General features: G+C 34.2%; 27 protein-coding genes and 3 tRNA genes. 3 read left to right on the forward strand and 27 right to left on the reverse strand.

Features of this window, described 5'->3' with window-relative positions; translation table 11 throughout:
* The first annotated feature begins 8 nt into the window (after positions 1-8).
* The gene (locus ABG79_RS07020) at positions 9-1202 is read left to right on the forward strand and encodes a C39 family peptidase (RefSeq protein WP_057978564.1); all 1194 of its coding nucleotides are present in this window, start codon (positions 9-11) and stop codon (positions 1200-1202) included.
* 124 nt (positions 1203-1326) lie between these two features.
* On the opposite strand, the gene tnpA is transcribed toward ABG79_RS07020, so the two are convergent.
* The 19 genes from tnpA to ABG79_RS07115 all read right to left on the reverse strand — a co-directional run bounded on the left by tnpA (position 1327) and on the right by ABG79_RS07115 (position 17356).
* Positions 1327-1809: an IS200/IS605 family transposase gene (gene tnpA, locus ABG79_RS07025; RefSeq protein ID WP_057978565.1), complete on the reverse strand. Its 483-nt coding sequence runs from the start codon at positions 1807-1809 to the stop codon at positions 1327-1329.
* A gap of 191 nt (positions 1810-2000) precedes the next feature.
* Positions 2001-2077: transfer RNA gene (locus ABG79_RS07030), tRNA-Met, on the reverse strand.
* A 4-nt stretch (positions 2078-2081) separates the two neighbouring features.
* A tRNA-Met gene (locus ABG79_RS07035) sits at positions 2082-2157 on the reverse strand.
* A gap of 3 nt (positions 2158-2160) precedes the next feature.
* Positions 2161-2250: transfer RNA gene (locus ABG79_RS07040), tRNA-Leu, on the reverse strand.
* Between the two features lie 191 nt (positions 2251-2441).
* Entirely contained in the window at positions 2442-2840 is a 399-nt protein-coding gene (locus ABG79_RS07045) for a S1 domain-containing RNA-binding protein (protein WP_057978567.1), read from the reverse strand.
* A gap of 68 nt (positions 2841-2908) precedes the next feature.
* Positions 2909-3178, reverse strand: a complete 270-nt coding sequence (locus ABG79_RS07050; RefSeq protein WP_057978569.1) for an FtsB family cell division protein — start codon at positions 3176-3178, stop codon at positions 2909-2911.
* A gap of 41 nt (positions 3179-3219) precedes the next feature.
* The gene (yabQ, locus tag ABG79_RS07055; RefSeq protein ID WP_057978571.1) at positions 3220-3690 is read right to left on the reverse strand and encodes a spore cortex biosynthesis protein YabQ; all 471 of its coding nucleotides are present in this window, start codon (positions 3688-3690) and stop codon (positions 3220-3222) included.
* A gap of 16 nt (positions 3691-3706) precedes the next feature.
* On the reverse strand, positions 3707-3988 hold the full coding sequence (gene yabP, locus ABG79_RS07060; RefSeq protein WP_057978573.1) for a sporulation protein YabP: 282 nt from the start codon (positions 3986-3988) through the stop codon (positions 3707-3709).
* A gap of 181 nt (positions 3989-4169) precedes the next feature.
* Entirely contained in the window at positions 4170-4427 is a 258-nt protein-coding gene (locus ABG79_RS07065) for an RNA-binding S4 domain-containing protein (protein WP_057978575.1), read from the reverse strand.
* 45 nt (positions 4428-4472) lie between these two features.
* Positions 4473-4748 (reverse strand): HU family DNA-binding protein, encoded by a 276-nt coding sequence (locus tag ABG79_RS07070; RefSeq protein ID WP_057978577.1) that lies wholly within the window; start codon positions 4746-4748, stop codon positions 4473-4475.
* Between the two features lie 116 nt (positions 4749-4864).
* A complete protein-coding gene (gene yabN, locus ABG79_RS07075) occupies positions 4865-6307 on the reverse strand; it encodes a bifunctional methyltransferase/pyrophosphohydrolase YabN (RefSeq protein WP_057978579.1) in 1443 nt (480 codons plus the stop codon).
* 17 nt (positions 6308-6324) lie between these two features.
* Positions 6325-7848 (reverse strand): putative polysaccharide biosynthesis protein, encoded by a 1524-nt coding sequence (locus ABG79_RS07080; protein WP_057978581.1) that lies wholly within the window; start codon positions 7846-7848, stop codon positions 6325-6327.
* A gap of 62 nt (positions 7849-7910) precedes the next feature.
* The gene (gene spoVT, locus ABG79_RS07085) at positions 7911-8468 is read right to left on the reverse strand and encodes a stage V sporulation protein T (protein WP_057978583.1); all 558 of its coding nucleotides are present in this window, start codon (positions 8466-8468) and stop codon (positions 7911-7913) included.
* Positions 8469-8824: 356 nt separating this feature from the next.
* A complete protein-coding gene (locus ABG79_RS07090; RefSeq protein ID WP_057978586.1) occupies positions 8825-9814 on the reverse strand; it encodes a peptidylprolyl isomerase in 990 nt (329 codons plus the stop codon).
* Positions 9815-9866: 52 nt separating this feature from the next.
* A complete protein-coding gene (gene mfd, locus ABG79_RS07095) occupies positions 9867-13364 on the reverse strand; it encodes a transcription-repair coupling factor (protein WP_057978588.1) in 3498 nt (1165 codons plus the stop codon).
* A gap of 13 nt (positions 13365-13377) precedes the next feature.
* Positions 13378-13956 (reverse strand): aminoacyl-tRNA hydrolase, encoded by a 579-nt coding sequence (gene pth / locus ABG79_RS07100; RefSeq protein WP_057978590.1) that lies wholly within the window; start codon positions 13954-13956, stop codon positions 13378-13380.
* A gap of 121 nt (positions 13957-14077) precedes the next feature.
* Positions 14078-15202: a S1C family serine protease gene (locus ABG79_RS07105; protein ID WP_057978591.1), complete on the reverse strand. Its 1125-nt coding sequence runs from the start codon at positions 15200-15202 to the stop codon at positions 14078-14080.
* Between the two features lie 75 nt (positions 15203-15277).
* Positions 15278-16678: a sensor histidine kinase gene (locus tag ABG79_RS07110; protein WP_242859320.1), complete on the reverse strand. Its 1401-nt coding sequence runs from the start codon at positions 16676-16678 to the stop codon at positions 15278-15280.
* A 3-nt stretch (positions 16679-16681) separates the two neighbouring features.
* Positions 16682-17356, reverse strand: a complete 675-nt coding sequence (locus ABG79_RS07115; protein WP_057978595.1) for a response regulator transcription factor — start codon at positions 17354-17356, stop codon at positions 16682-16684.
* Between the two features lie 159 nt (positions 17357-17515).
* Between ABG79_RS07115 and gdhA the strand changes: the two genes are divergently transcribed.
* Positions 17516-18862: an NADP-specific glutamate dehydrogenase gene (gdhA, locus tag ABG79_RS07120; protein WP_057978597.1), complete on the forward strand. Its 1347-nt coding sequence runs from the start codon at positions 17516-17518 to the stop codon at positions 18860-18862.
* Positions 18863-18890: 28 nt separating this feature from the next.
* On the opposite strand, the gene ABG79_RS07125 is transcribed toward gdhA, so the two are convergent.
* The 4 genes from ABG79_RS07125 to purR all read right to left on the reverse strand — a co-directional run bounded on the left by ABG79_RS07125 (position 18891) and on the right by purR (position 22525).
* Positions 18891-19844, reverse strand: coding sequence for a ribose-phosphate diphosphokinase (locus ABG79_RS07125; protein ID WP_057978599.1), 954 nt, complete (start codon positions 19842-19844; stop codon positions 18891-18893).
* Positions 19845-19862: 18 nt separating this feature from the next.
* A complete protein-coding gene (gene glmU / locus ABG79_RS07130; RefSeq protein WP_057978603.1) occupies positions 19863-21236 on the reverse strand; it encodes a bifunctional UDP-N-acetylglucosamine diphosphorylase/glucosamine-1-phosphate N-acetyltransferase GlmU in 1374 nt (457 codons plus the stop codon).
* A 111-nt stretch (positions 21237-21347) separates the two neighbouring features.
* On the reverse strand, positions 21348-21623 hold the full coding sequence (spoVG, locus tag ABG79_RS07135) for a septation regulator SpoVG (RefSeq protein WP_057978606.1): 276 nt from the start codon (positions 21621-21623) through the stop codon (positions 21348-21350).
* Positions 21624-21718: 95 nt separating this feature from the next.
* Positions 21719-22525, reverse strand: a complete 807-nt coding sequence (gene purR / locus ABG79_RS07140) for a pur operon repressor (protein WP_057978608.1) — start codon at positions 22523-22525, stop codon at positions 21719-21721.
* Positions 22526-22718: 193 nt separating this feature from the next.
* On the opposite strand from purR, the gene murC reads away from it, so the two are divergent.
* The gene (murC, locus tag ABG79_RS07145) at positions 22719-24092 is read left to right on the forward strand and encodes a UDP-N-acetylmuramate--L-alanine ligase (protein WP_057978609.1); all 1374 of its coding nucleotides are present in this window, start codon (positions 22719-22721) and stop codon (positions 24090-24092) included.
* A 213-nt stretch (positions 24093-24305) separates the two neighbouring features.
* Here the strand turns inward: murC and ABG79_RS12395 are convergent, their stop codons facing one another.
* From ABG79_RS12395 to ABG79_RS12510, 4 genes are all read right to left on the reverse strand, one after another.
* Positions 24306-24560, reverse strand: coding sequence for a group II intron maturase-specific domain-containing protein (locus ABG79_RS12395; protein WP_152978224.1), 255 nt, complete (start codon positions 24558-24560; stop codon positions 24306-24308).
* Between the two features lie 202 nt (positions 24561-24762).
* Positions 24763-25161, reverse strand: a complete 399-nt coding sequence (locus ABG79_RS07155; RefSeq protein WP_057978611.1) for a putative toxin-antitoxin system toxin component, PIN family — start codon at positions 25159-25161, stop codon at positions 24763-24765.
* Positions 25162-25172: 11 nt separating this feature from the next.
* On the reverse strand, positions 25173-25421 hold the full coding sequence (locus tag ABG79_RS07160; RefSeq protein ID WP_057978613.1) for an AbrB/MazE/SpoVT family DNA-binding domain-containing protein: 249 nt from the start codon (positions 25419-25421) through the stop codon (positions 25173-25175).
* Positions 25422-25727: 306 nt separating this feature from the next.
* Positions 25728-25880, reverse strand: coding sequence for a hypothetical protein (locus ABG79_RS12510; protein WP_160318228.1), 153 nt, complete (start codon positions 25878-25880; stop codon positions 25728-25730).
* Between the last annotated feature and the right edge of the window lie 13 nt (positions 25881-25893).

Raw genomic sequence — 25893 nt, forward strand, 5'->3', positions numbered from 1 at the left:
GGGAGAATATGAAAAAAATATTTATTTTACTTATCACATTTGTTTTTTTAATGACAAACACAGTTGTAACATTTGCATCAACAAAAACAAAATATGTATCAGAAAAAGAAGCTATCAAAGCTGCTGAAAAATTCATTAAAAAAATCTCAAAACATGATAATGGTTGGAACTATGAAAAATTAGACACACCTATACTCTTATCAGATTTAAAAGGAAATAAAAATGCTTATATGGTAAAATTAATTAATCAAGGAAAAGCCGTTGGCTACATTATTGTTTCTGCAACAAAAGATAAGATGCCTGTATTAGCAGCTTCATTATCAACTCCACCAGATGAGCAGTTAGAAGAAATTAAACAAAAGGCTCAACAACTAATAGATAACAACAGAAAACTTGGTAATCCTAAATATTATTACATAAATCCATTAATGTATATTGTAGAATTACCAATTATTGAAAATGGAAAAGAAGTAGATAAAACATTTTACAATACAAAAAGTAAGGAATTTGTAGATAAACAAACAATTGATTTATTAAAAAATATTGATATACAGCCAACAAATGCAGTAGAAGCAAACAAAGTATGGGAAGCTACTTTAAATGATGATTCGTTAAATTCATCAATTGAAGTATCTCCTCAAGGTTATTCTGAAAAATACAATGACATAACTGCTTTTGATAGTATAAACTATAATCAAGATGCATCATCATACCCTGAAAATGCTTGTGGTCCAACAGCAGGTGCAATGCTTCTTCAATACTGGAAAACAAAAGGATATCCTAATATTCGTGGAGTATCTTATTATGGTAGTGTTGGCCGCTTTATAGACCATCTAAAAATTGACATGAATACAGGATCATTAGGGACAACTGCTCCGAATTGGTTATCTGGAGTGCTTCACCATGCAAATGTAGAAGGAGGATATCATTTTCAAGGATCTCATAGTACTCCACCTAGTTATAGCACATATACAAGTGAAATAGATAAATCTAAACCTGTGGGAATACGTTTTAATAATCTACCTTATATTAGTGGTCATTATTATTCATGGCATTTTGTTTTAGGCAGGGGGTACTATTATGACACCTCATTAGGAGATAGAGAAATAAAAATAAATGATAGTTGGGGAGGAACTGATTGGTTTAACTACGATGAATATTACGACCATCTTACATTTATTTATATAACACCTGCCAATTAATCATAACCACCCGTAAAACGGGTGGTTTGCATTAGCCCTATAAGGGCATATTACTGGCTGTGTCTAAAAACACCCTGAAATATCTGCCAACCGCATATTTTTTTCAGGCTACCCCTAAAGGGGTTTATTTTTTGCCTTTTTCCACAGGCTCACCCGTAAACGGGTCTATGTATTCTTTCAAACTTATTTGGTCATATGTTAAATCTTCTTGTAATTGATTTTTTATATATTCTTCTATTACTTTTTTATTTCTGCCTACTGTATCTACATAATATCCTTTACACCAAAACTGTCTGTTTCCATACTTGTATTTCAAATTTGCATGTCTATCAAATATCATCAATGAACTTTTTCCTTTCAAATATCCCATAAACTGTGACACGCTTAATTTTGGTGGTATACTCACAAGCATATCAAGCATATGGATATGATCCTTACAGGCATTTACTTCTATTATTTCTACACCCTTATATTCACATAGTTTTCCTAATATCTTCCCTATATCTTCCTTTATTTTCCCATATATTATTTGTCGTCTATATTTTGGTGCAAATACAATATGATATTTGCAATTCCATTTGGTATGTGATAAACTTTCATTATCCATACTGTTTTCCTCCTTTGATTTGATCTCGGTTGGCAGACCGTTATCATTTATTCTATCAAAGGAGGAAAATTTTTTCTACTCATAGCTATAAGCTTTTCAGAACCACGGGCATAGCCCGTGGTATTCATAATACAAAAATCAAAACGCCTTGAAACTTAAAGTTTCAAGGCGTTTTTTTCAACTTTATATTTTGGTGGCGGCGAACGGATTCGAACCGCTGACACATCGGGTATGAACCGATTGCTCTGGCCAACTGAGCTACGCCGCCATGTTGGTTGCGGGGGGAGGACTTGAACCTCCGACCTTCGGGTTATGAGCCCGACGAGCTACCAACTGCTCCACCCCGCGATGTGGTGCCGGAGACCGGGGTCGAACCGGTACGGTCTTTTAGAGACCGCAGGATTTTAAGTCCTGTGCGTCTGCCTGTTCCGCCACTCCGGCGCATCGCCATCGACAAGTATTATTATATAATGGTATCACCATTTCGTCAATAGTTATTTTCATTTTTTTTATCATTTTTTGCAAGTAATATTTGCCAGTGCTCTTAACCTTTATATATCAAATATTAAACAGGTATTTTACATTTTGTAAAATACCTGATATTTATCCTTCTACATTATTACACTTTATAATTACTTCTTAGCGAGGGTTCCATACCTTTTGCCTTCTCTATGCTTTATGTCCTGGATTCTCTCCTCACTTTCCTTTAAGAATTTAGCAAGTCTTTCTTCAAATGAAGTTCCGCTAGCCTTTACTCTTTCACTTTGCCAATCAACTTCAATTGGTCTTGCTGATTTCTTTGGCATAGCCTGCTTAATCGAAAGACTAATCTTGCCATTGTCATCAACTGAAATAACCTTTACCTTAACCTTATCCTTTTCCTTTAGATGCTGTCTGATATCCTTTACATAAGTATCAGATACCTCGCTGATGTGGACTAGACCTGTCTTGCCTGACACATCAACAAATGCACCAAAATTTGTAATGTTTACTACAGTTCCTTCTAAAATTGTTCCTACCTTTAAGGTCATATTAAAAGACTTCCTCCTTAATATATTATAATGATAATATTATAACTAAATTAATAAAAGTAGTCAAACTATCTCTTTCTATTCTTATCGATGAACAAAATCTCGCCAGGCTTAACAAGTCCTAATTTTTCCCTTGCAAGTTTTTCAACATGATCTTCGCTTTTTGCCTCATTTAACTTGTCCTTTAATTGTGCGTTAATCAGTTTTGTCTTCTCAAGCTGCTTACTATACTGTTTATACTGCTTGTTTAATCTATACATAATAATACTCTGCTTTATAAATATCGAACCAAAAATAAAAAATATTATAAACCATAATATTCTTTTCTTCTTTTTCATAACTATTCCCCTTTTGTATTTTATATATATTATATTCTATGCTAAATCGTGTTTTCCTGCTTATCCTTTTGCATTTTATTCAACTTATTTTTAAGGTTAAATTCAAACCTTTCAAACAAATATATGGTGTAAATAATTAATATCCTTATCAGTTTAAATGGAAATAGTATTAACCTTATAAGCAGCCTTATTAATTTTATAAAATAATACACAAAATACCTTAAAATATCTAAAAACATTCTAGAAATCAGGCTGAAATAGAAATACAACCCTATAAAAAGAGCGATAAATGTATAATACCTTATGTTAACGTTATTAGTTACAAGCATAAAAATAAAAGTAATCAAAGACGCCAGTATCCAAAATAAAATATCCGAAATTGCAGTCAATATCCTGTTAGGATTCTTAAAACCTCTTATAACTCTGTAAATGTCAAACATAACTCCTACCATAAATCCTGCAATTACATTAGAAAAAAAATATAATAACTGAGTATTTATATTTAATAGCATTACATCTCACCTTAAATCACTTAAATAATTTCTTTAAAAAGCTCTCATTTCTGCCCTCATCCTTTGAAATATAGGTTAAAGAAATAAATTCGCCATCAATCGAAACTTCACCAGTCTCAACGCTGAGTTTATTAACCTTTAACTCCTTCCCCCTTATAACTAAAGCCCCCATGATTGTAGTTAAATTCACCTGCTCCTCATTAAATGTATGCACCTGAGTAACTCCCGTTAAATTAACTCTCTTTCTATTATCAACAACAATTTTATGATCAGTCTTAACAATTTTAACATTCTCCATAAAAAAACCCCCTTCATAATAATTTTATGAAGAGGTTTTTATTTATATTACATATTCTATCCACAAATAAATTCACATAAATAACAAGTTTTAAACAATATTTGTGGATTTTGTTGAAAACCAAACCACTAATATCCCACATGTTATCAACAGGCTTATCCACAGGTTGTGGATATTATGTCTACTCAATTTCTTTTCCAGTAATAATTTTATACATTTCCTTTGCTTCGTCTTTTCTTGCATGCTCTTGAGTGCTTATAACCTCAGCCTTTACACTGCCAGTAGCATACTGTATCTCAATAATATCTCCAACTTCGATATCTGTTCCAGGCTTTGCAACTCTTCCATTAACCAAAACCTTCCCAGAATCGCAAACTTCCTTTGCAACAGTTCTTCTTTTAATTATTCTTGAAACTTTTAAAAACTTATCAAGCCTCATAAATTTCATCTCCTCAAAAAAAAATCAGGTTTTAAACCTGATTTTTTATTTGTTTACGTTTTCTCTTAATTCCTTACCTGCCTTAAATACTGGAACTTTTGATGCTGGAATAACTATTTCTTCCATAGTCTTTGGATTTCTACCTTTTCTTTCTGCTCTTTCTCTAACTTCAAATGTTCCAAATCCAACAAGTTGAACCTTATCGTTCTTTGCTAAAGCTTCTTGAACGCTATCAACAAAAGCCTTTAAAGCCTTTTCTGCGTCCTTCTTTGTTAAACCACTCTTTTCAGCCATCATTGAAATTAAATCTGCCTTGTTCATTATTTTCCCTCCTTGAAAATTTTAATATTTAAAGCAGGATTTGCCTTTAATTATACCATGTATTTAATATTCAACACAAAATCTAAAAATCCTGCTAAACAGCGTAAAAATTTTTATTAATCCTCAAATTTCTTTGATTCTTCCCAAAGCTTATCCATTTCTTCCAAAGTCAACTCCTGAATAGTTTTTCCAAATTTAAAGGCATTTTTTTCTATGTATTCAAATCTAGTTATAAACTTATTTGTCGTTTTTGTCAAGGCTAATTCTGGTTCAACCTTTAAAAATCTTGCCACATTTACAACTGCAAACAACAAATCACCAATTTCTTCTAATATTTTACCATTTTTTTGTGATTTATATACATCAAGAACTTCCAATAGTTCTTCCTTCACCTTTGAAATAGCGCCCTCTACATCATCCCAATCAAAACCAATCTCTGCTGCCTTTTCCTGAACCTTTAAACTTCTTAAAAGCGCCGGCATAGCCATAGGTATGTTCTTTAAGTTCTCAGTATAGCTTTGAACATTTTTCTCCTTCATCTTATTCTTTTCCCATATATCAAGAACTTCATCGGCTGTTTCAGCCTTTTTATCCCCAAATACATGTGGATGCCTTCTAACCATCTTCTTAACTATACCATCTACCACATCGTTTATATCAAAATATTCATTTTCCTTTGCAATCTGGCTATGAAATACTATCTGCAGCAGCAAATCCCCCAATTCTTCACACAGGGCATCGTAATCCTTACCTTCAATTGCATCTATTATCTCGTAGCACTCCTCAAGCATATATCTTTTTAAACTATCATGAGTCTGTTCTCTATCCCATGGGCAACCACCTGGCGACCTTAAAACATCGAGTATTTGCACCAAATCATCAAAGCTGTTTTTCTTCTTATTTTCAACAGGTGGAATATATAAGGTAGTCATATAATCTATAAAGTCAAGTCTATCTATTTCATATAGCTTAACCTTTTCAACTCTTTCAAGGTCTTTAACCCCTGCTGCCCTGATTACATAGACCTCCTGCTCGTCATCGTAATACTCCATTAGCTTTATCTTAATCTCGCTTGCTATGAATCTACTATATACCTGAGTTATTACATTTCCGGTATATAAATCCGGCTTGTGCGTATCAAGCATAAGTCCATCTATTAATTTAAATCCATTTGAGGGGTCAAACCTTAATGCGTTTATAATCGCATCTATAAAGCTAAGTGCAGGTATTATTTCTACTTCAATGCCCTTATCCTTAGCGTATTCTAAAATCAGCTCTACCGACCTTTCAGCAACAAGAGGATGCCCTGGAACTGCATAAACACACCCATCCTCCTCAACTATCCTTCTTGCAATTTTTTCGTAAACCTCATCAAAGCTTTCACCCTTGTCGTAAAAATCATCAAATGTTTCAAACTCAATGCCAATGGACTTTATATACTCAACATTAGGATGTTTATATGTCCTTAAAAAAGTTTTGCTTGATTTTTTTAGAGTATCTATAGTTTTTATCGTCAAATCATCAACTGAGCCTGGCCCAAGCCCTACAATTTTAATCATTTGTATATCAACACCCCTTAAACTATTTTTCTCAAGTCTGAAATTTTAAATGTCCCAGTTAAAATAAGCATAAATCCATATACCAAAATACCAATAGTGATTGATAATATCGTTGCAAAATTGCTGCCTAAATTATTTGCAGCATAAAGATATGTCGCCATAACCGAATAAATCATCCCTAAAGAGCAAACCAATGGCTTTATTACCACTTCAACCAAGTCAAATTTTACCTTAGTATATTTTATCACAAATGTCAAATCAATAATAGATATTACAGCATATGAAATAAGAGTGCTGTATGCTGCACCAGAAATATTTAATTTGCCTGGAACTAAAATATACAGCGAAACAACCTTTACTATTGCCCCTATCATAAGCGCAATCAGCGGAATTGTAGTTTTTCCTATTCCGTTTAGTATACTTGTTGAAGTCTGGGAAAATATTATAAACGCTGATGCTATTGAAAGTATCTGAAGCAATTGCCATCCATCCCCCATACCTTGAAAAATCAAATTAATGATAGGCCTTGCAAGAAAATAAAGCCCAAATGAAGAAGGCAACGCAATAGAAAACGCCAATTTATACGATAAATTTATATTCCTAAACAAATTTATTTTATTTTTAAGTGCAAATGTTTCTGAAATCGCTGGAACTGTGCTTTGAGCTATCGCCATCGAAAGCGTCAGAGGGACATTAACAAGAACAAACGCCTTTCCAGTCAGTTGACCATAAAGTATAGTTGCCATTTTTTCATCAAATCCCGATGATTTTAAAAGCCCTACCACCAAAATCGAATCAATTAATGCCATAATCGTCCCTAAACCATGGGCAATTGAAACAGGAATGCCAACCTTTATAATTTCATACAAAAGCTTTGCCTTGCTCTGGCTATCTTCATTTTTATTGTAATAAATAGCATTTTTTCTATAGAAAAATAAAATGAATAAAAGTCCAAGCATTGCCCCTGAAACCGCGCCAAATGCAGCCCCAGCAGCAGCAATTTCAATCCCAAGCGGCAACAGCAAATATGCAAGTCCTACTCCAAATAGCACCCTTGCTATCTGCTCAATTATTTGACTTGCACCAGACGGAAACATATTCTGTATTCCCTGAAAATATCCTCTGTAAACTGATAACAGTGAAGTAAAGAATGGTGCAAAAGCAATTGCAAGTATTGAATAATATACACCTTTGCTCCAATTAAATACTTCGATAAAAAATTCTGCAAATATAATTAATGTAATGCTGGATGTTAGTCCAAATATGAGCATTATGTAAAATGCAATTTTAAAAATTTCTACAGCTTCTTTATTCCTTTTAAGCGCCAACCTTTCTGATATCAATTTTGAAATAGCAATGGGCAGTCCTGAAGCTAAGGCAAGCAAGAAAGAATACAAAGGATATGTTATTTGATAAATTCCTATTCCCTCTTCACCTATTAAATAAATAAGAGGAATTCTAAAGAAAAATCCTAAAAACTTTGCAATAATTCCGGTAATAGATAATATTAAAGCTCCTTTTATAAGGCTTCGTCTGGACATAAAAAATCCTCCTATTTTTTGCTTACTAAATAAATATTTAAAATAGGAGGATTATATGTATATTATGACATCATTTGTTTTCCTAAAAATGCTGCAGCCGTTTCGGCAAGCTTTCTTTCAAGTTCTCCCATTGTCACATTAGCTTCCTTTGAAACTATTACAACTGCGCCTATTGATTCTCCCTCTACGACGACTGGAACTACAACCTGGGCTGTATAATTAGCCTCACCCTCTTCATCGGAAGTAATAGCAATAGGCTTTCCTCCATCCTTTGCGTTGTATACAACTGTTTTCTTGTCTGCAAAAATCTTTTCAATGTCGTCGCTAAGCCTCTTATCCACATATTCCTTTCGGTTAACTCCTGCAACTGAAATTACACTGTCCCTATCGCAAAGAATTACAGGTCTATTAACCTGAGTATAAAGTGCATCTGCATATTCCTTAGCAAAGTCTGAAAGCTCTCCAATGGGGGAATATTTTTTAAGTATTATACCGCCTTCTCTATCGGTAAATATCTCAAGAGGGTCACCTTCTCTAATTCTAAGGGTTCTTCTGATTTCTTTAGGAATAACAACTCTTCCAAGGTCGTCTATTCTTCTTACTATACCAGTGGCTTTCATCTTATCCCTCCCTTTTATTTATTTCTATTATTTATAATTTTCTCAAATTTTCAAAAAATATACCAAAAAATACTTAAAAAAAATAGTTTCAGGAAAGCCCGAAACTATTTATGGGATAAAAGTTTTATATGACAAACTGAACAAGAAAACTGTGAACTCTTTGGTCTACTATTATAAATGCAATTCGAGCAGGCACTTGAGTTATATCTTTGTATGCTTCTTTCCATTTCTCTATAATCCTTAATGAAATCCTGCTTCACATTATCACCTCATTTATATTTATACATTATTTGATTATAATTATACATTATCAGGCAAAAAAATACAAGTAAAAAATTACTTGTATTTTTTATATATTATAATCTGTCTGTATATTTTGTTATCTTAGCTTCTTTTTCCCAATTTGTAAAGGTTTCGTTTATTTTATCTGTCTTCTTGTTTTCCAAAACTACTTCCTTAACTTGATCTTTAACTTGTTCAAATGGCTTTAACTTATATTCTTCCTTCTTGTTAACCTTAATTATATGGTATCCAAATTGTGTCTTAACAATCGGGCTTATCTTTCCTACAGGAAGAGCTATAGCATTAGTCATAAATGTTTTGTCGTAGTTGTCATCATTGTAATAAATATCCCCAAGGTTTCCACCGTTATCCTTTGAACCTGGGTCAGTGCTGTATTTTTTTGCAACATCTTCAAACTTCGCACCCTTGTTAATTTCATCCAAAACCTTCTTTGCAGTAGCTTCATCTTCAACTAAAATATGAGAAACGTTCATTTTGTTTGGCTTTTCTGTATAGTCATACATATTTTCATTGTAATATTTGATAAGTTCATCATCTGTTACAGTAACATCCTTAACTACTTCGTCATAAACCTTTTCAATAATAACTCTGTTTGACATATACTTTTTGAAATCATCAACAGTCATTTTAAATGTTTCAAGCGTTGATTTAAACTTATCTTCGCCGCCAGCCTGCTTAACCGCATCGTCATACAGTTTGTTAACTTCTGTTTCAATTGTCTTATCATCAGGCACAACCTTTAATTCGTTCGCCTTTTGAATTATAAGTTTTTCATTTATCATCTGAGTTAATATATCTTCCTTAAGGCTTTTAATCATATCTGCATTTTCAGGCTTTGAAGCAAAACCTTCGCCATACATCATTTCATATTGAACTATCTGTGATTGAAATAATTTATCAAATTCTCCCTTAGTAATCTTTTCGCCATTTACCTTGGCAACAACAGTCTTAGCTTCTCCCTCAGGAGTTTTAGAGATTAGCTCACAACCCACAACTAAATTTAACAAAAATGCAATTAAAATTAACAATGATAATTTTTTCATCTTTTCTCCCCATCCTCTCATTTTTCAGACTATTAATTATTATATACCAACTTTAGTTTTTTTGTAAACAAGCAAAATGCTCCAGAACATCCCTTAAAATGTTTAAAATTTCGCTTTGCTTATTTATTTTAACTCTTAACACCGGCTCTTTAGTGCTTCCAAAAGAAATTATATTATTAAACTTTAAATTTAATTCCCTAATAAAATCTATTTTTAATAAATCTGCATCCTTAAAATAAAGCATAACATCTTTGTCAAACTGTTTTATTGATGCAATTTTTAAAGTCTTTGCTATGCTCTTTATAAATGCAACCTCAATTAAATTATCAAGTGGTTTTGGAATATCTCCAAATCTATCTATAAGCTCATCAACAATATCAAGTTTATCCTCTTGGTTTTCAATGGATGCAATTTTTTTATATACCTCAATCTTTAATTTTTCATCTTCTATATATTCAGTTGGAATATATGCATTGATTTGAAGTTCAATCTGTGTATCTATTGTCTCTTGCTTTATGTCTCCCTTCAATTCATGGACAGCTTCCTCTAATAGCTTGCAATACATATCATATCCTACTGCAGCAAGATGACCGTGCTGCTTTGTTCCAAACAAACTTCCAGCTCCTCTAATCTCTAAGTCCCTCATGGCAATTTTAAATCCTGAACCAAATTCAGTAAACTCCTTTATTGCCTTCAATCTTTTTTCAGCAACCTCTGTTAATACCTTATCCTTTCTATATGTAAAGTAAGCATAGGCAATCCTGTTTGAACGGCCAACTCTACCTCTTAACTGATACAATTGAGAAAGCCCCATCCTATCAGCATCATAGACAATCAAAGTGTTAACATTCGGCATGTCTATGCCCGTCTCGATAATAGTAGTGCAAAGAAGCACATCTCCCTCTCCATTGGCATAGTTTAAAATAGCCTCTTCAAGCTCCTCTTCATCCATCTGTCCGTGTGCCATAATAATTTTCACCTCAGGAACAAGCCTTGAAAGTTCAATTTGCATATCCTTCATTGTCTCCACCCTATTGTATACAAAAAACACCTGTCCCCCTCTTGATATCTCTCTTACTATTGCCTCCCTAATAATCTGTTCGTTGTATTCTAATACATATGTCTGAACAGGATATCTATCCTCTGGAGGAGTTTCGATAATACTCATATCCCTTACCCCTATTAAAGACATATGGAGCGTTCTTGGTATTGGAGTTGCAGTTAAAGTTAATACATCTATATTTTTTCTAAGTGCCTTTATCTTTTCCTTATGACTTACGCCAAACCTTTGCTCCTCATCTATTATCAAAAGTCCAAGATTTTTAAACTTTATTCCCTTTTGCAAAAGCTTATGAGTTCCAATTATTATATCAACATTTCCCGATGCAAGTTCCTTTAATGTTCTTTTCTGTTCTTCCCTGCTTCTGAATCTGCTTAGCATATCAATATTAACCGGGAATCCTCTAAACCTTTGTATAAAAGTATTAAAATGCTGTTCAGCAAGAAGCGTTGTGGGAACTAATATTGCAACCTGTTTTCCATCCATTACTGCTTTAAATGCTGCCCTCATTGCGACTTCAGTTTTACCATATCCAACATCACCGCATAATAGTCTATCCATTGGCTTTGGGCTCTCCATGTCCTTTTTAATCTCTTCGATCGCTCTTAGCTGGTCTGGAGTTTCCTGATATGGAAAATCCTCCTCAAATTGTTTTTGCCATGGAGTATCAGGCAAAAATGCATGCCCTAAAAGCTTGCTTCTTTCAGCATATAACTTTATTAAATCCTCTGCCATCTCCTTAAGAGATTCTTTAACCTTCTTTTTAGTCTTTTGCCAATCAGCACCGCCTAATTTGTTTATCTTAGGGTTTTCCTCATCTGCTCCTATGTATTTTTGAATCAAATCCAGCTGCTCTACAGGAACATAAAGCATGTCTGAGCCTTGGTATTGTATCATTAGATAATCTTTTTTTATTCCTTCAATCACAAGTTCCTTAATTCCCTTAAAAAGCCCTATACCATGGTTTTCATGAACTACATAATCGCCAACCTTAAGGTCTGTAAACACATTTATTTTCTTAACCTTAGTATCCTTTAGTTTTTTCTGTGGTTTTTTTGCAATATGTAGGTCGCTGTCGGATATAATCGATAGCTTTATGTCCGGAAATTCCATTCCTCTGCTCAATGTGCCAGTTGAAACAACAATAACGTTTTCCTTAAGTTCATCTACATCTTCCTTGTAAACCGCATTAAACCCTTCTTCTTTCAGTGCATTTTTAAGCCTTTGCGCTCTTGCTTCATTCTGTGACAAAACAAGTATCCTGAATCCTCTATTCGCCTTTAGTTTAAGCTCATTTATTAAAAATTCAATATTACCAGCAGTTGAAGTTGTCGAAATTGAGTTAAAATTCACAGTAGATTTAGGTTTAAAATCCTCAACAATCCTTGGAAGCATATTGAATGCAACTATATTATTTGATTTTAAATTTGAGATTATAATTTCTGGTAAAATAAAGCAGTTTGCCTGATTAGGAAGCGCATTTCCTCTTTCGAGCATTGTTTTATATATTTCCTGGAAATCCTCAAATGACGCAAAAATCCTTTGAGATATCCTTCCTGATTCATCAAGAAATATTATAGGATTCTCAAAATAATCTAAAAAGCTGCTCTCCTTTTCAAAGAAGTATGGAATAAAGCTGTCTATTCCATCGAAATATCTGAAGTTGGAGAGTTTTTCAAGAGTTTCCCTTATTCTTGATTTTAAATTCTCTATCTCATCCCTTTTCTTTTTTGGAAATGATTTTAGCCTTTCTTCAAAATCCCTTTCTATCCCTTCATAGCCTTTTTTTAAACTTTCTCCGTCAAGAAGTATTTCTCTTGCAGGATGTATTGAAATATGGTTCAGTTTTTCAATACTTCTTTGAGTAATACCATCAAAGCTTCTTATAGTATCAACTTCATCTCCAAAAAACTCAATTCTTACTGGTTCATCATAATCAGGGCAAAATACATCGACAATGCCGCCTCTTTTTGCAAACTGCCCCTTGCCTTCAACCACATCCACTCTTTCATATCCAAAATCGATAAGCTTAGAGGAAATAAATTCAGAATCTATATTCATTCCAACTTGGATTTCAAAGTGAACATTTAAGCTCTCCTTAGGAGGCATCCTATAAAAAATGGAATCGATGGTGGATACCACGATTATCTTTTCACCGCTCAATATCCTTCTTATAACATTTAGCCTTTCTGTCTTAACTTCCATAGATGTAACGTCTATATTCAACACCATTTCCTTTGAAGGGAAATAGTAGCAATCAGGCGTTAAAGACTTGATGTCATCGTATAGTTTTTTTGCCTCAATATCGTTATGGGATAATAAAAGAACCTGTTTATCCAATTTAGAAAAAAGACAAAAAGACACTAAGGCCTTTTGGGATTCCGAAAGGCCGTGAACCTGGCACGGAGTATTCAAATTATTTATGGCTTCAATTACATTTGAAAACTCCCTGTATTTACTTATCGTATCAATAAGTCCTTTTAGGCTCAAAAATCCACCCCCTTCATTCATATTTTTGACTCAAATTTACGGGATTATACTTATTCATAGAGCTTTGAACACCATTTTTTACTATTTCAATAGCTGCATCTGCCGCAATATCAATAATCTTATCCATTATTTCCTGTTCATCCTTAGTAAATCTTCCAAGAACATGATTCACCATATCTTTTTTGGGTTTTCCAATGCCTATTCTAATCCTTGGAAAGTTTATGCTTTGGAGGTGGTATATTATGTTTTTCATACCATTATGACCGCCGTCGCTACCGCTTGGTCTTATTCTTATTCTGCCAACATCTATATCAACATCATCGTAAATTACAATTATTTTTTCCTCAGGAATATTGAAAAAAGATGCTGCCTCGATAAGGCTCTCACCGCTTAAATTCATAAAGGTGGATGGCTTTAATAAAATAATTTTTTCTCCATTAAAGAATGTTTCACCGTATAACCCTTTAAATTTAATCTTTGAAACATTGACATCTAATTTTTCAGCTAATTTATCAATTGCATCAAATCCAACGTTGTGTCTTGTATGTTCATAATCCCTTCCTGGATTACCTAGTCCGACTATAAGAAACATCTTAGGTCACTCCTTATGCATTTTCTTTTTGTATACATTTATATTCTACACCATTTAAATAAAAATCAACAAGTTTTATATTTAAATTCCAAAAAGCCAAGAGGCTGGCATTTGAGCCAGCCTATCTCATCTTCTCGCCAAGTTTTATTCTAAGTTCAAGATATCTTCCATCTCTCCAAATTTTAGCCTTGACAATATCTCCCACCTTGTGCTTTTCTTTTGTTTCGGTTAGGTCTTCAAACTTTTCAAGCCTTTTGCCGTCAAATTCAACTATTATATCTCCAGGCCTTAACCCTGCATTATCTGCACCGCTTCCTCTTTCAACTTCTTGAACTCCAACTCCTGCAGGGACCCCATATTGCTTAGCTTGTTCTTTATCAATAAACGTTCCTGCTATTCCAAGATATGGCCTTGATACATATCCATGTTTTAACAATTCATCTATTACATTTTTAGCTTCATTGATTGGGATTGCAAATCCCATCCCCTCTGCAGAGCTAATCTTTAAAGTGTTAATTCCTATTACTTCTCCATTTTCATTGCACAGAGCACCACCGCTGTTTCCAGGATTGATTGATGCATCTGTTTGAATAACCTTATATTTTCTATCCTCAACTGTTATTTCCCTATTTAGGGCGCTTATAACCCCAACTGTAACGCTGCCTGCGTATTCCTCGCCTAAAGGGTTTCCTATTGCAATGGCAATATCCCCCACTCTTACGCTTGACGAATCTCCAAATTTAGCTACTGGAAGGTTGGTTGCGTTAACCTTTAAAATAGCAAGGTCGGTTTCATAATCCGTTCCAATAACCCTTGCCGGAAGTTTTTTGCCTCCAGATAACGTAACAGTAACCTCAGTTGCTCCATCTATAACATGATAGTTTGTAACTATATATCCATTCTTATCGAATATTATTCCAGAGCCGCTTCCTTGAGTTTGCTTTCCCCAGAATACAGTGTCAACATTGTTGCTTACACCAACAATAGCAGGTCCTACAAGTTCTGCAACTTGATTTACTGCATTTTTAGGCAAAGTTGAAGTAGATTGAGTCTTTAAATTAGGCAAATCAGATGTTATAGAAGTTGATTCATAATTCTTCTTAACATAGTATCCACCTAAAATTCCACCTATAGATGCAGAAAAGAAAACTATTAATATAAGTCCTATAAGTCTAATAAATCTTTTTGGTTTCTTTTCCTCAACAAATTTAATTCCGCTTCCCCAGTTGTGTTCATTGAACTCCATAGCCACACCTCCTCATCATATATTTTAATATCGAAATTTTAAGAAAATATGAACAATATTTAAAAAATATCAAAATTATACAATCTCCAATGTGAAGGTGAATTTAGTTCCCTTTTCTCCTGATTCTACCCATATCGTCTGGTTATGCCTGTTTATAATCTGCCTTGCAATCGAAAGCCCAAGACCAGTTCCACCGCCCTTTGTTCTTGATTTGTCGCCTTTGTGGAATCTATCCCAGATATATTTTATATCATCCTTTGGAATCGGTGGACCATTGTTAAAGACGCTAACCAAAACTCTATCGTCCTTAATTTCTGTTTTGACTTCAATCTTACCGCCTTCATTGACAAATTTAATAGCATTATCCATCAAATTGGTCAGCACCTGGTCTATCCTATCCCTATCCCCCTTGACCTTTATCTTTTTGTCGTAGAGTATAACGCTTACTTCAATCTTCTTCTTATTTATTTTATCCTCAAATTTAATAACCCTTTGTCTTATAAGTTCATTCATATCAAAGGTTCCAATTCTTAAGGATAGCTCACCCGACTCCATGCTTGCAAGGTCCAAAAGGTCGTTTATAAGCCTTATAAGCCTCTTTATCTCGTCATGAACAACTTCAAGATATTTTAGCCATTTATCGTGTGGAATAGTCCCATCAATCATTCCTGAAATAAATCCATTTATAGATGTCATCGGTGACCTTAATTCATGCGATACATCTGCGATGAAGCTTCTTCTCATATTTTCGAGGTTTTTTAATGTATCAGCCATATAGTTAAATGAACTTGCAAGGGTGCCAATCTCATCGTCCGATTTAATATCAACCCTTTGCTCAAACTCTCCCTTTGATATAGCCTTTGCAGTTTCATTTATTTTGCTCAACGGCTTTATTAATATCCTTTCAGATATATAGTAGATTATAAATAGCGAAATAATCGTAGCAAAAAATCCTGCAATCCATATTACAAGATAAACCTTTTTTAGAGCATATTGTATTTCGCTAAGAGGAGCGTGCAGAAATACTGCACTTAATACGCTTCCATCAACAAAAATAGGAACGCCTATTGTGAGCATAGGCTCAGAAAATACTTCCCTGAAGCTTTCTCTCTTTATCGTTATGCTTCCATTTATAACCTCATCAAATTCTTTGCTTGTTATCTGTTTTTCATATCCTTTAGAATCTCCAGAATATCCGTAAACATAACCATATTTATCTACAACCCAAATCCTAGCGTTTAAAAGTTTATCTATTACAGTTAGCTGACTTTGAAGCTTTTCCTTGCTAATCCTTTTATGAAGATAGTCTGCTACAACATCGTTTATAATTACTCCCTGTTTTATCAATGTGCTTGCCTTTTCGTTTATTGAGTAATTGTAAAACCACTGCGATAGAAAAACAGCAACAAGGCTATAGGATATAACAAGTATTACAAAATAAGTCGTTATAAGTTTTGTAAAGAGACTTTTTTTCATCAATTACTTCACCTCAAATTTATAACCAACGCCCCAGACAGTTTTTATCTGCCACTCGTCATGCTCTGGGAGCTTTTCTCTTATTCTTTTCACATGAACATCAACTGTTCTTGAATCTCCCGGATAATCATATCCCCATACTTCATACAATAGCTGGTCCCTTGTAAATACTTTGTTTGGATTTGATGCAAGATAATATAGAAGCTCAAATTCCCTTGGAGGCATTTCAAGCTCCTTTCCATTGTAAATAACAATGAATGAATCTGCATCTATTATTAAATCCTTATACTCGATTGTCTTCTTTTGAACCTGAGGCTTGTATCTTCTTAATACCGCCCTTATTCTTGCGATAAGTTCCTTTGGTTCAAAAGGTTTTACAATATAATCATCTGCGCCTAGTTCAAGTCCTAATACTCTGTCGAATGTTTCACCCTTTGCTGTTAACATAACAACAGGTATCTGAGAAGTTTTTCTAATTTCTCTTAATGTCTCATATCCATCCAGCCCAGGCATCATAATATCAAGAACGATTAAATCCAGCTGCTTTTCCTTAAAGGCCTTTAACGCATCAACTCCTGAGTGTGCCTTATAGACTTTGTATCCTTCCTTTTCAAGATAAATCTCCAAAAGGTCGCATATATTTGTATCATCATCAACAATCAAAATCCTATTTTCCATATTCTCAACCTCCTTATGTTATTTTCTCATTTTTTTCAAATAAATACAATATAGCATTTTTAAACAAAATTTTAATTAAATTTTCGAAAAATATTTATAATTTTAATTAAATGTGTTATCATATTCGTAGAATAATATATTACATAGGAGGCGTATCATATGAACGCAAGAGAACATGTAAATCAGGTGTTCGAAAAAGTAGTAAAAAGAAACCCAAATGAACCTGAATTCCATCAGGCAGTAAAGGAAGTATTAGAATCACTTATTCCTGTTCTTGAAAGAAAGCCAGAATACATAGAAGCAGGAATCGTGGAAAGAATTGTCGAACCAGAAAGACAAATATTCTTCAGAGTGCCATGGGTTGATGATAATGGCAAAGTGCAAGTAAATAGAGGATTTAGAATTCAATTCAACAGCGCAATAGGACCATATAAGGGAGGATTAAGATTCCACCCATCAGTTAATGCAAGCATTATTAAATTCCTTGGTTTTGAACAAATATTCAAGAACTCACTTACAGGCCTTCCAATAGGCGGAGGTAAGGGTGGTTCTGACTTCGACCCAAAGGGAAAATCAGATGCTGAAATAATGAGATTCTGCCAGAGCTTCATGTCAGAACTTTACAGACATATTGGCCAAGATATAGACGTTCCAGCTGGAGATATAGGTGTTGGAGCAAGAGAAATTGGATTTATGTATGGAATGTATAAGAAAATAAGAGGAGCATATGAAGCTGGCGTATTAACTGGAAAGGGATTAACATATGGTGGTAGCTTAGTAAGAAAAGAAGCTACTGGATATGGTCTTGTTTACTTCGTTGAAGAAATGCTAAAAGCAAAGGGAAATTCACTAAGCGGAAAGACAGTTGTTATATCAGGTTCAGGTAATGTTGCAATATATGCACATGAAAAGGCTACTCAATTAGGCGCTAAGGTTGTTGCTATGAGCGACTCAAACGGATATGTATATGATAAGAATGGAATTAACCTTGATACAATAAAGCAACTTAAAGAAGTTGAAAGAAAGAGAATTTCAGAATACGTTAAAATACATCCAGAAGCTGAATATCATGAAGGACATAAAAACATCTGGAACATTAAGTGCGATGTAGCACTCCCATGTGCAACTCAAAACGAAATCGATGCAGAAGCTGCAAAGACACTTGTTGCTAATGGAGTTATAGCTGTAGGAGAAGGTGCTAACATGCCATCAACTCTTGAAGCTACTGATATATTCATAAACAACGGAGTTCTATTCGCACCTGCAAAGGCTGCTAACGCTGGTGGAGTTGCAACTTCAGCTCTTGAAATGTCACAAAACAGCATGAGATATTCATGGACATTTGAAGAAGTAGATGCTAAGCTTCATAACATAATGGTTAATATTTATAAGAATGCAAGCAAGATGGCTGAAGAATACGGCTACAAAGACAACCTAGTTGTTGGTGCTAATATTGCTGGTTTCGTAAAAGTTGCAGATGCAATGCTTGCACAAGGTATAGTATGATAAAAAGGCTGCCGATGGCAGCCTTTAATTATTCAAATATTCTACTAACAGGAAGTTCTTCGTAAATTCTCTTGATTGCTTCTGCAAATACTGGTGCTACTGAAAGTGTCTTAATCTTGCTTATCTTCTTTTCCATTGGAAGTGGAATTGTGTTTAAAACAACCAATTCACTTATAGCTGAATTTTCAATTCTTTCAACTGCAGGTCCTGATAACACCGCATGTGTGCAACATGCAAATACATCCTTAGCACCTAAATTCTTTAATGCGTTAGCTGCATTTACTATTGTTCCTGCTGTGTCTATCATATCATCTACAAGTATCACATATTTGTCTTTAACATCGCCAATAACATTCATTATTTCTGAAACATTTGCCTTTGGTCTTCTCTTATCAATTATTGCGATAGGAGCATGGAGTCTGTCTGCGAATTTTCTTGCTCTTGTAACGCTTCCTAAATCAGGTGAAACAACAACCACTTCATCTTCATTAAAATTCTTATCCTGATAATATTTTGATAATATAGGAGCTCCAAGCAAGTGGTCAACCGGGATGTTGAAATATCCTTGAATTTGAGCTGCGTGTAAATCCATAGTCAAAATTCTATCTGCACCAGCAGCAGTTAAAATGTCTGCTACAAGCTTTGCTGTAATTGGGTCCCTGGCCTTTGCCTTTCGGTCTTGTCTTGCATAGCCATAATAAGGAATAACAGCGTTTATTCTTCCAGCTGATGCTCTTTTAAATGCATCAATCATTATTAATAATTCCATTAGGTTGTCATTAACAGGTGCACAGGTTGATTGAACAACGAAAACATCAGCACCTCTAACAGATTCATTGATATCCACCGATATCTCTCCATCGCTGAATCTTCCAACGATGGCATTTCCCACAGGAACTCCGATTAAATCAGCTATTTCCTTTGCAAGTTCAGGATGAGAATTACCTGTGAATATTTTGATATTCTTGCCGTGTCCAAACATTTTACTACTCCTCCTAAGTTATTTTTTCCATATTCCCTTTTTCTCTACCCAACCTTCTTTTGTAACCTGTCTTTCCCTTGCGATTGCCAAAGCTCCGTCTGGAACATTTTCTGTTATGGTTGAGCCTGCAGCAATATATGCGTTTTCCCCAACTTCAACAGGAGCAACTAAATTAGTATTGCATCCAATAAACGCATTATCTTTTACTATCGTCTTGTATTTTTTCTGTCCATCATAATTTACAACAACAGTTCCACATCCAAAATTGCAGCCATTTCCAACTTCAGCATCTCCTATATATGTTAAATGTGAAACCTTTGTTCCATCTCCAATTGTTGATTTTTTAATCTCAACAAAATCGCCTATCTTAACATTTCTACCTATATTGCTCTCTGGTCTAATATAAGCAAATGGACCAACATTAGCGCCTTCTTGAATTGTGCTCTCAAAAACAACTGAATTTTGTATCTCGACATGGTTTTCAACGATTACATCTACGAGCCTTGTGTTAGGCCCTATTACGCAGTTTTCACCTATTATTGTCCTACCTTCTAATAATGTTCCGGGGTAAATAACAGTATCTATGCCAATCTTTACATCGACATCTATATATGAATTGTTTGCGTCTATAAATGTAACTCCATTTTCCATATGTTTTAGTATTAATTTTCTTCTCATTATTTCACTGGCTTCAAATAGCTGTGCCCTTGAATTAACACCTAAAAATTCTTCAAAATCAGTTTTATATGCACCAACTTTTTTGCCTTCTTTTATTAGTATTTCAATAGCATCTGTCAAATAGTATTCCCCTTGAGCATTATCATTGTTAATCTTTTTTAATACACCTAATAAAGATTCTATATCAAAGCAATATGCCCCTGAGTTTATCTCTTTAACTAATTTTTCCATTTCACTGGCGTCCTTATCTTCAACTATTTTTTCCAAATTACCATTAGCGTCTCTGATAATTCTTCCGTAACCTTTAGGATTTTCCAGATCGCCTGTAATAACTGTCGCTTGAAAATTGTTTTTAATATGATATTGAAATACTTCAGATATGGTTTTAGATGTAACAAGTGGTGTGTCTCCAGCAAGAATAATAACAGTTCCCTTTTTATTTGACAAAAACTCCTCAGCACACATCACAGCATGACCTGTTCCAAGTTGTTTTTCCTGATATGAGAAATTGTATCCGTCTCCAAGATAATTTTTTACCTTTTCAGCACCGTGTCCTACTATTATGTTCAATTCTTCTACATTTGCGCCTAAAAGTGCACGGATAACATGTTCAATCATAGATTTGCCGCACAACTTATGTAAAACCTTTGGTAAGTCTGATTTCATCCTTTTACCTTCACCTGCGGCTAGTATTATTCCATAGCAGTTATTCATACCTTGCACCTCTATTCGATATTTTTTTCCCTTTTTATTATATTGTATTAATAAAATTATTGCAATTAAATTAACAAAAAAAATAAAAAGGAAGTTTGACTTCCTTTTTATTTATTCAGCTTCATCTGGTAAATTCTTTATCTTTTCATATTCTGCAAGAATTGCTGATTGTAATCTTTCTCTTGTTGTTGTGTTTATTGGATGTGCGATGTCCTTAAATTCACCATCAGGTGTTTTTCTCGATGGCATCGCAATGAATAGCCCGTTTTGTCCATCGATAACTTTAATGTCGTGAACCACGAATTCGTTGTCGAATGTTACTGAAACAATTGCCTTCATCTTTCCTTCGTTCATAACCTTTCTTACTCTTACATCTGTTATTTGCATAACATTTCACCACCTTCCAAGTTGCTTAAATAATATATTCTTCATATTTTTTAAAAATCCTGCTAAAATTTGTGAAAATTTCGAAAAATTTTTTATTATTTATTAGGTCTTATTATAATCTTCCCTTCATGTTCATCGACACCTTCTAAAGTTAAGAGTGATATATAGTCATTTACAAGCTTTCTATCGGTTTTGGCTTCAACAAAGACTCCAATTCCTACAACTCTTGATTCAAATTCCTTCATAAGTTCAATTATACCCTTCGCTGTTCCTCCAGCCCTCATAAAATCGTCTATAAATACCACTCTGCTTCCTTTGTTAATAGCCTTTTTTGAAAGACTCATTGTTTGAATCTTTTTTGTTGAACCCGAAAGATAGTTAATGCTTACGGTTGTTCCTTCCGTTACCCTTGCTTCTCTTCTTACTATGACAAGCGGAACATTCAAATACCTCGCGGTCATCATAGCAAGAGGTATTCCCTTTGTTTCTACTGTAACAACATAATCCGGTTGTTTATCAATAAAGTAGTTTGTAAATAGTATTCCCAATTTGTTTGTTATCTCAGGAGAAAAAATTACATCATTTACATATATAAGCCCTCCCGGCATAATCCTATCAGAGGATGTCAGTTTGTTGCAAAGTTCGTTTAAAAATTCGAACTTGTCTTCATCTTTCATTTTAGGAATGAATTTAACTCCCCCGGTTGGACCTGCAACAGTCTCGACAATTCCAACTCCAATGTCTTCAACGACCTTTTTAAGTATTGTAACATCCTCGCTCAGTGTAGAACGAGCCATGCTGAAATTGTCCTGAAAATAGCTAAGGCTAATCACCTTATTAGGGTTATCTGAAAGTATTTTTAGTATTGCTGCTACTCTTTCCTTCCTGTTTAGTCTTTCCATTTATACCACATCCTATTCATCTAAATATTTTTGTCATTTTTTTAGTCTTTTATACATATTATTAATTTAGTTATGTTATATAGCGTATAATTGCCTTTTTTGTCTTCCTAATCTTCATTCTAAATAAAAATATACCTGATTTCAATATTGTATGCTATAATTTATATACATATTATTTTGTGGGAGTGATACGATGTTTGAACTTGAAAGAGATGTCAATAAAAAAGTTCATTTTATTGGAATTGGCGGAATAAGCATGAGTGCACTTGCCGAAATACTTTTAGAATATGGATATAATGTTTCTGGTTCAGATAGAGCTTCTTCTCATCTTACTGATAAGCTTTCAACAATGGGTGCAAAAATATTCATAGGCCATGCTGCAGAAAACATAGGCGATGCTGATATCGTTGTATATACTGCGGCGGTTAAGGATGATAATCCTGAGCTTATCGCTGCAAGGGAAAAGAATTTGATTATCTACGACCGTGCAGAGTTTTTAGGCCAGATCATGAAAAGGTATAAAAAAGGAATTGCAATTGCAGGAACCCATGGAAAAACAACGACAACTTCCCTTGTTTCTCTGATGCTTTTAAACGCAAATTTAGATGCTACACTGATGGTAGGCGGAGAAGTTGACGCAATCGGCGGAAACGTAAAGGTTGGAAAAAGCGATTACTTTGTTACAGAAGCTTGTGAATACAAGGAGAGCTTCTTAAAGTTTTATCCATACATTGGAGTAATACTAAATGTAGATGCCGACCACCTTGATTATTATAGAGATATAAATCATATAAAGGATGCCTTCTTGAAATTTGGAAAGCTCATTCCAAAGGAAGGCCTTGCAGTTGGTTGTGCCGACGATTCAAACGTTTTAGAGATATTTGAAAAATTAGATTGCAATAAATTAACCTATGGAATCAAAAAGGGTGATTTTAGAGCAGAAAATATTTCATACGATGAACGTGGATGCGCATCATTTACTGCAACATTAAATGGCAGTTTTTATGGTGAATTTAAGCTCTCAATCCCTGGCGAGCACAATGTATTAAACTCACTTGCAACTATCGCCTGTGGACATTTCCTCGGAATTGATTTAGAAACCATAAGAAAAAGCCTTGAGGATTTTAAGGGAACCCACAGAAGATTTGAGAAAAAGGGAGAGAAAAATGGAGTTGTAGTTGTTGATGACTATGCCCATCATCCCGCTGAAATAATAGCTACACTCAAGGCAGCAAAAAATTATCCCCACAACAAAATATACTGCGTATTTCAGCCTCATACCTATACGAGAACCTATTCATTATTTAAAGAATTCTCCGAAGCCTTCTATAATGTGGATGAGCTTATATTAGCCGATATATACGCAGCAAGAGAAAAAGATACGGGTCTTGTTAGCTCAAAAATGCTCAGCGATGCAATTGAGAAAAACGGAGTTAAATCAACCTATATCCAAAGCTTTGAAGAAATAGTTGAATACCTAAAAACCGTATTAAATCCAGGCGACCTTTTAATCACAATGGGGGCTGGGGATGTATATAAGGTTGGAGAAATGTTTTTAAGAAGTTGATGATCGAGTAGGAGCTGAATAATTATTTTATTCAGCGTCCTCTCACACCACCGCACATACCGGTCTGATATACGCAGTTCGTTAGTTTTCATGCATTTTAGAATACTGTGATACTAGGCTTTTATAACCTAATTGATTAAAATATGCGTTAGTTAGAGTTGTCGATAAGATGTAACTATTTGCAGTATGCCAGTATCCATTTCGGGTATTAGCTTACATATATGCGATGTTTGGCTTTACTCCTAATCTTATTAGATTCATTATCCTTGTTTTAACCTTTTTCCATAGTTTCCATTCGCACATCCTTAATCTTCTTCTTATCCATCGGTCTAGTTCTTCCATGTGTTTCTTCCCTTTTGCAAGTGAAAAGTAGTTTGCCCATCCGATGATTATTGGATTCTGTATATTCAGTTTTCTGCTGTCTTTTGATATCTCTCGAAGTCTTTCTTTGGACGATGATATTGTTATAAAATTTAAATCTTATTATTATCAATAACTAAATCTCTAAAACCAAATGCAACCTCAAAGTTGTAACAGAAGGGTTCTGCAATATACCCCCTCATTTTTTTACTAGTAATTCATAAGAACTCTTAATTAGTTTATTTTTGATTCTTTCAGAAAAAGAAGGTTAGATTAACAGTCCCCTGCATGGTCATTGCTGACACCTGCCTTAATATTTTTCCAAAAATTCTTTTGGTGTCAGTATTTCAGGTCGTTCAATTTCTATATCCTTAAAATCTTTATCCCCTGTAATCAATATATCAACATCAGCAAGTATTGCTGTGTGTAAAACCATGTAATCCTTTTCATCTCTTATTTCAAACAGTGGAGCACCCTCATAATTTTCTGGTGAATATTCCAACTCATAGGATAACACTGTCAAAAATTTCTCTATTGCTTTTACTTTATTAGGAAATTTCCTTTCAACAACTGATTTCAGTTCATCTACAACATACGTCGAAAGCACTAACGTGTAATCTTCTGCTGCCTTCTCAATAAGTAGGCTTAAACTTTCACTCCGAAAAAGTATTGCCGAAATGATAACATTTGTATCAAGCATTATTCTCATGGCTTTTTCTCCTATTTTTCTTTTCTAAATTGTTTTACTAAATCGACAACATCATCTTCTGTTTTCAACCCCAGCCTTTCAGCTTCCCCGACAAAGGCATCCTGAACCGCACGCAGCGCAACCTTGGTTGAGTTCTCCATTACAATCCTGCCGTTCTCCTCAATGAAAACAACTTTGTCTCCGTCCTTTAAGTTAAGCTTTTTCCTGATGTGAATAGGTATCGTTATCTGACCCTTTGCAGTAATTTTTGCAATTTCCATAAGTCTCAAACTCCTTTCTGCGAATTCAATGAATTCCTTACTTTTATTATATGCTATATTTCTGTTTTTATCAATGAACGATTATTTCAACGTCTAGGCTGACTCGGTGTCTCAATATACGTCTTTTCTCTACTCACATGCTAAGAAGAAAGGCCACTTCAGTCGAAACTGTGTGACCTTTCTGATTAACTACAAGTAGTATTATCTGCAATTCTGACATGTTTCTGCATTTGTCTTTTTAAGTATTTTTCTGATTGCTTTTAATTCATCTTCTTTCATTATCTATTCATTTCATATTGTTTTTATCTATTCTTTAGCTTCTATAAACTTTAATATTTTATCAAGCTTAGTTTCTATACTTTTTATTTTAATTGATACAAATATGAAAATTAAAGCGATAAAAGCAATCGGCAATCCAAAAGTAACTATAACAGCAATAAAATCTATAAAATTAACCATTTGGCACTCCTCC

Origin of the sequence: Caloramator mitchellensis (assembly GCF_001440545.1) — a bacterium.
GTDB lineage: Bacteria > Bacillota > Clostridia > Clostridiales > Caloramatoraceae > Caloramator > Caloramator mitchellensis.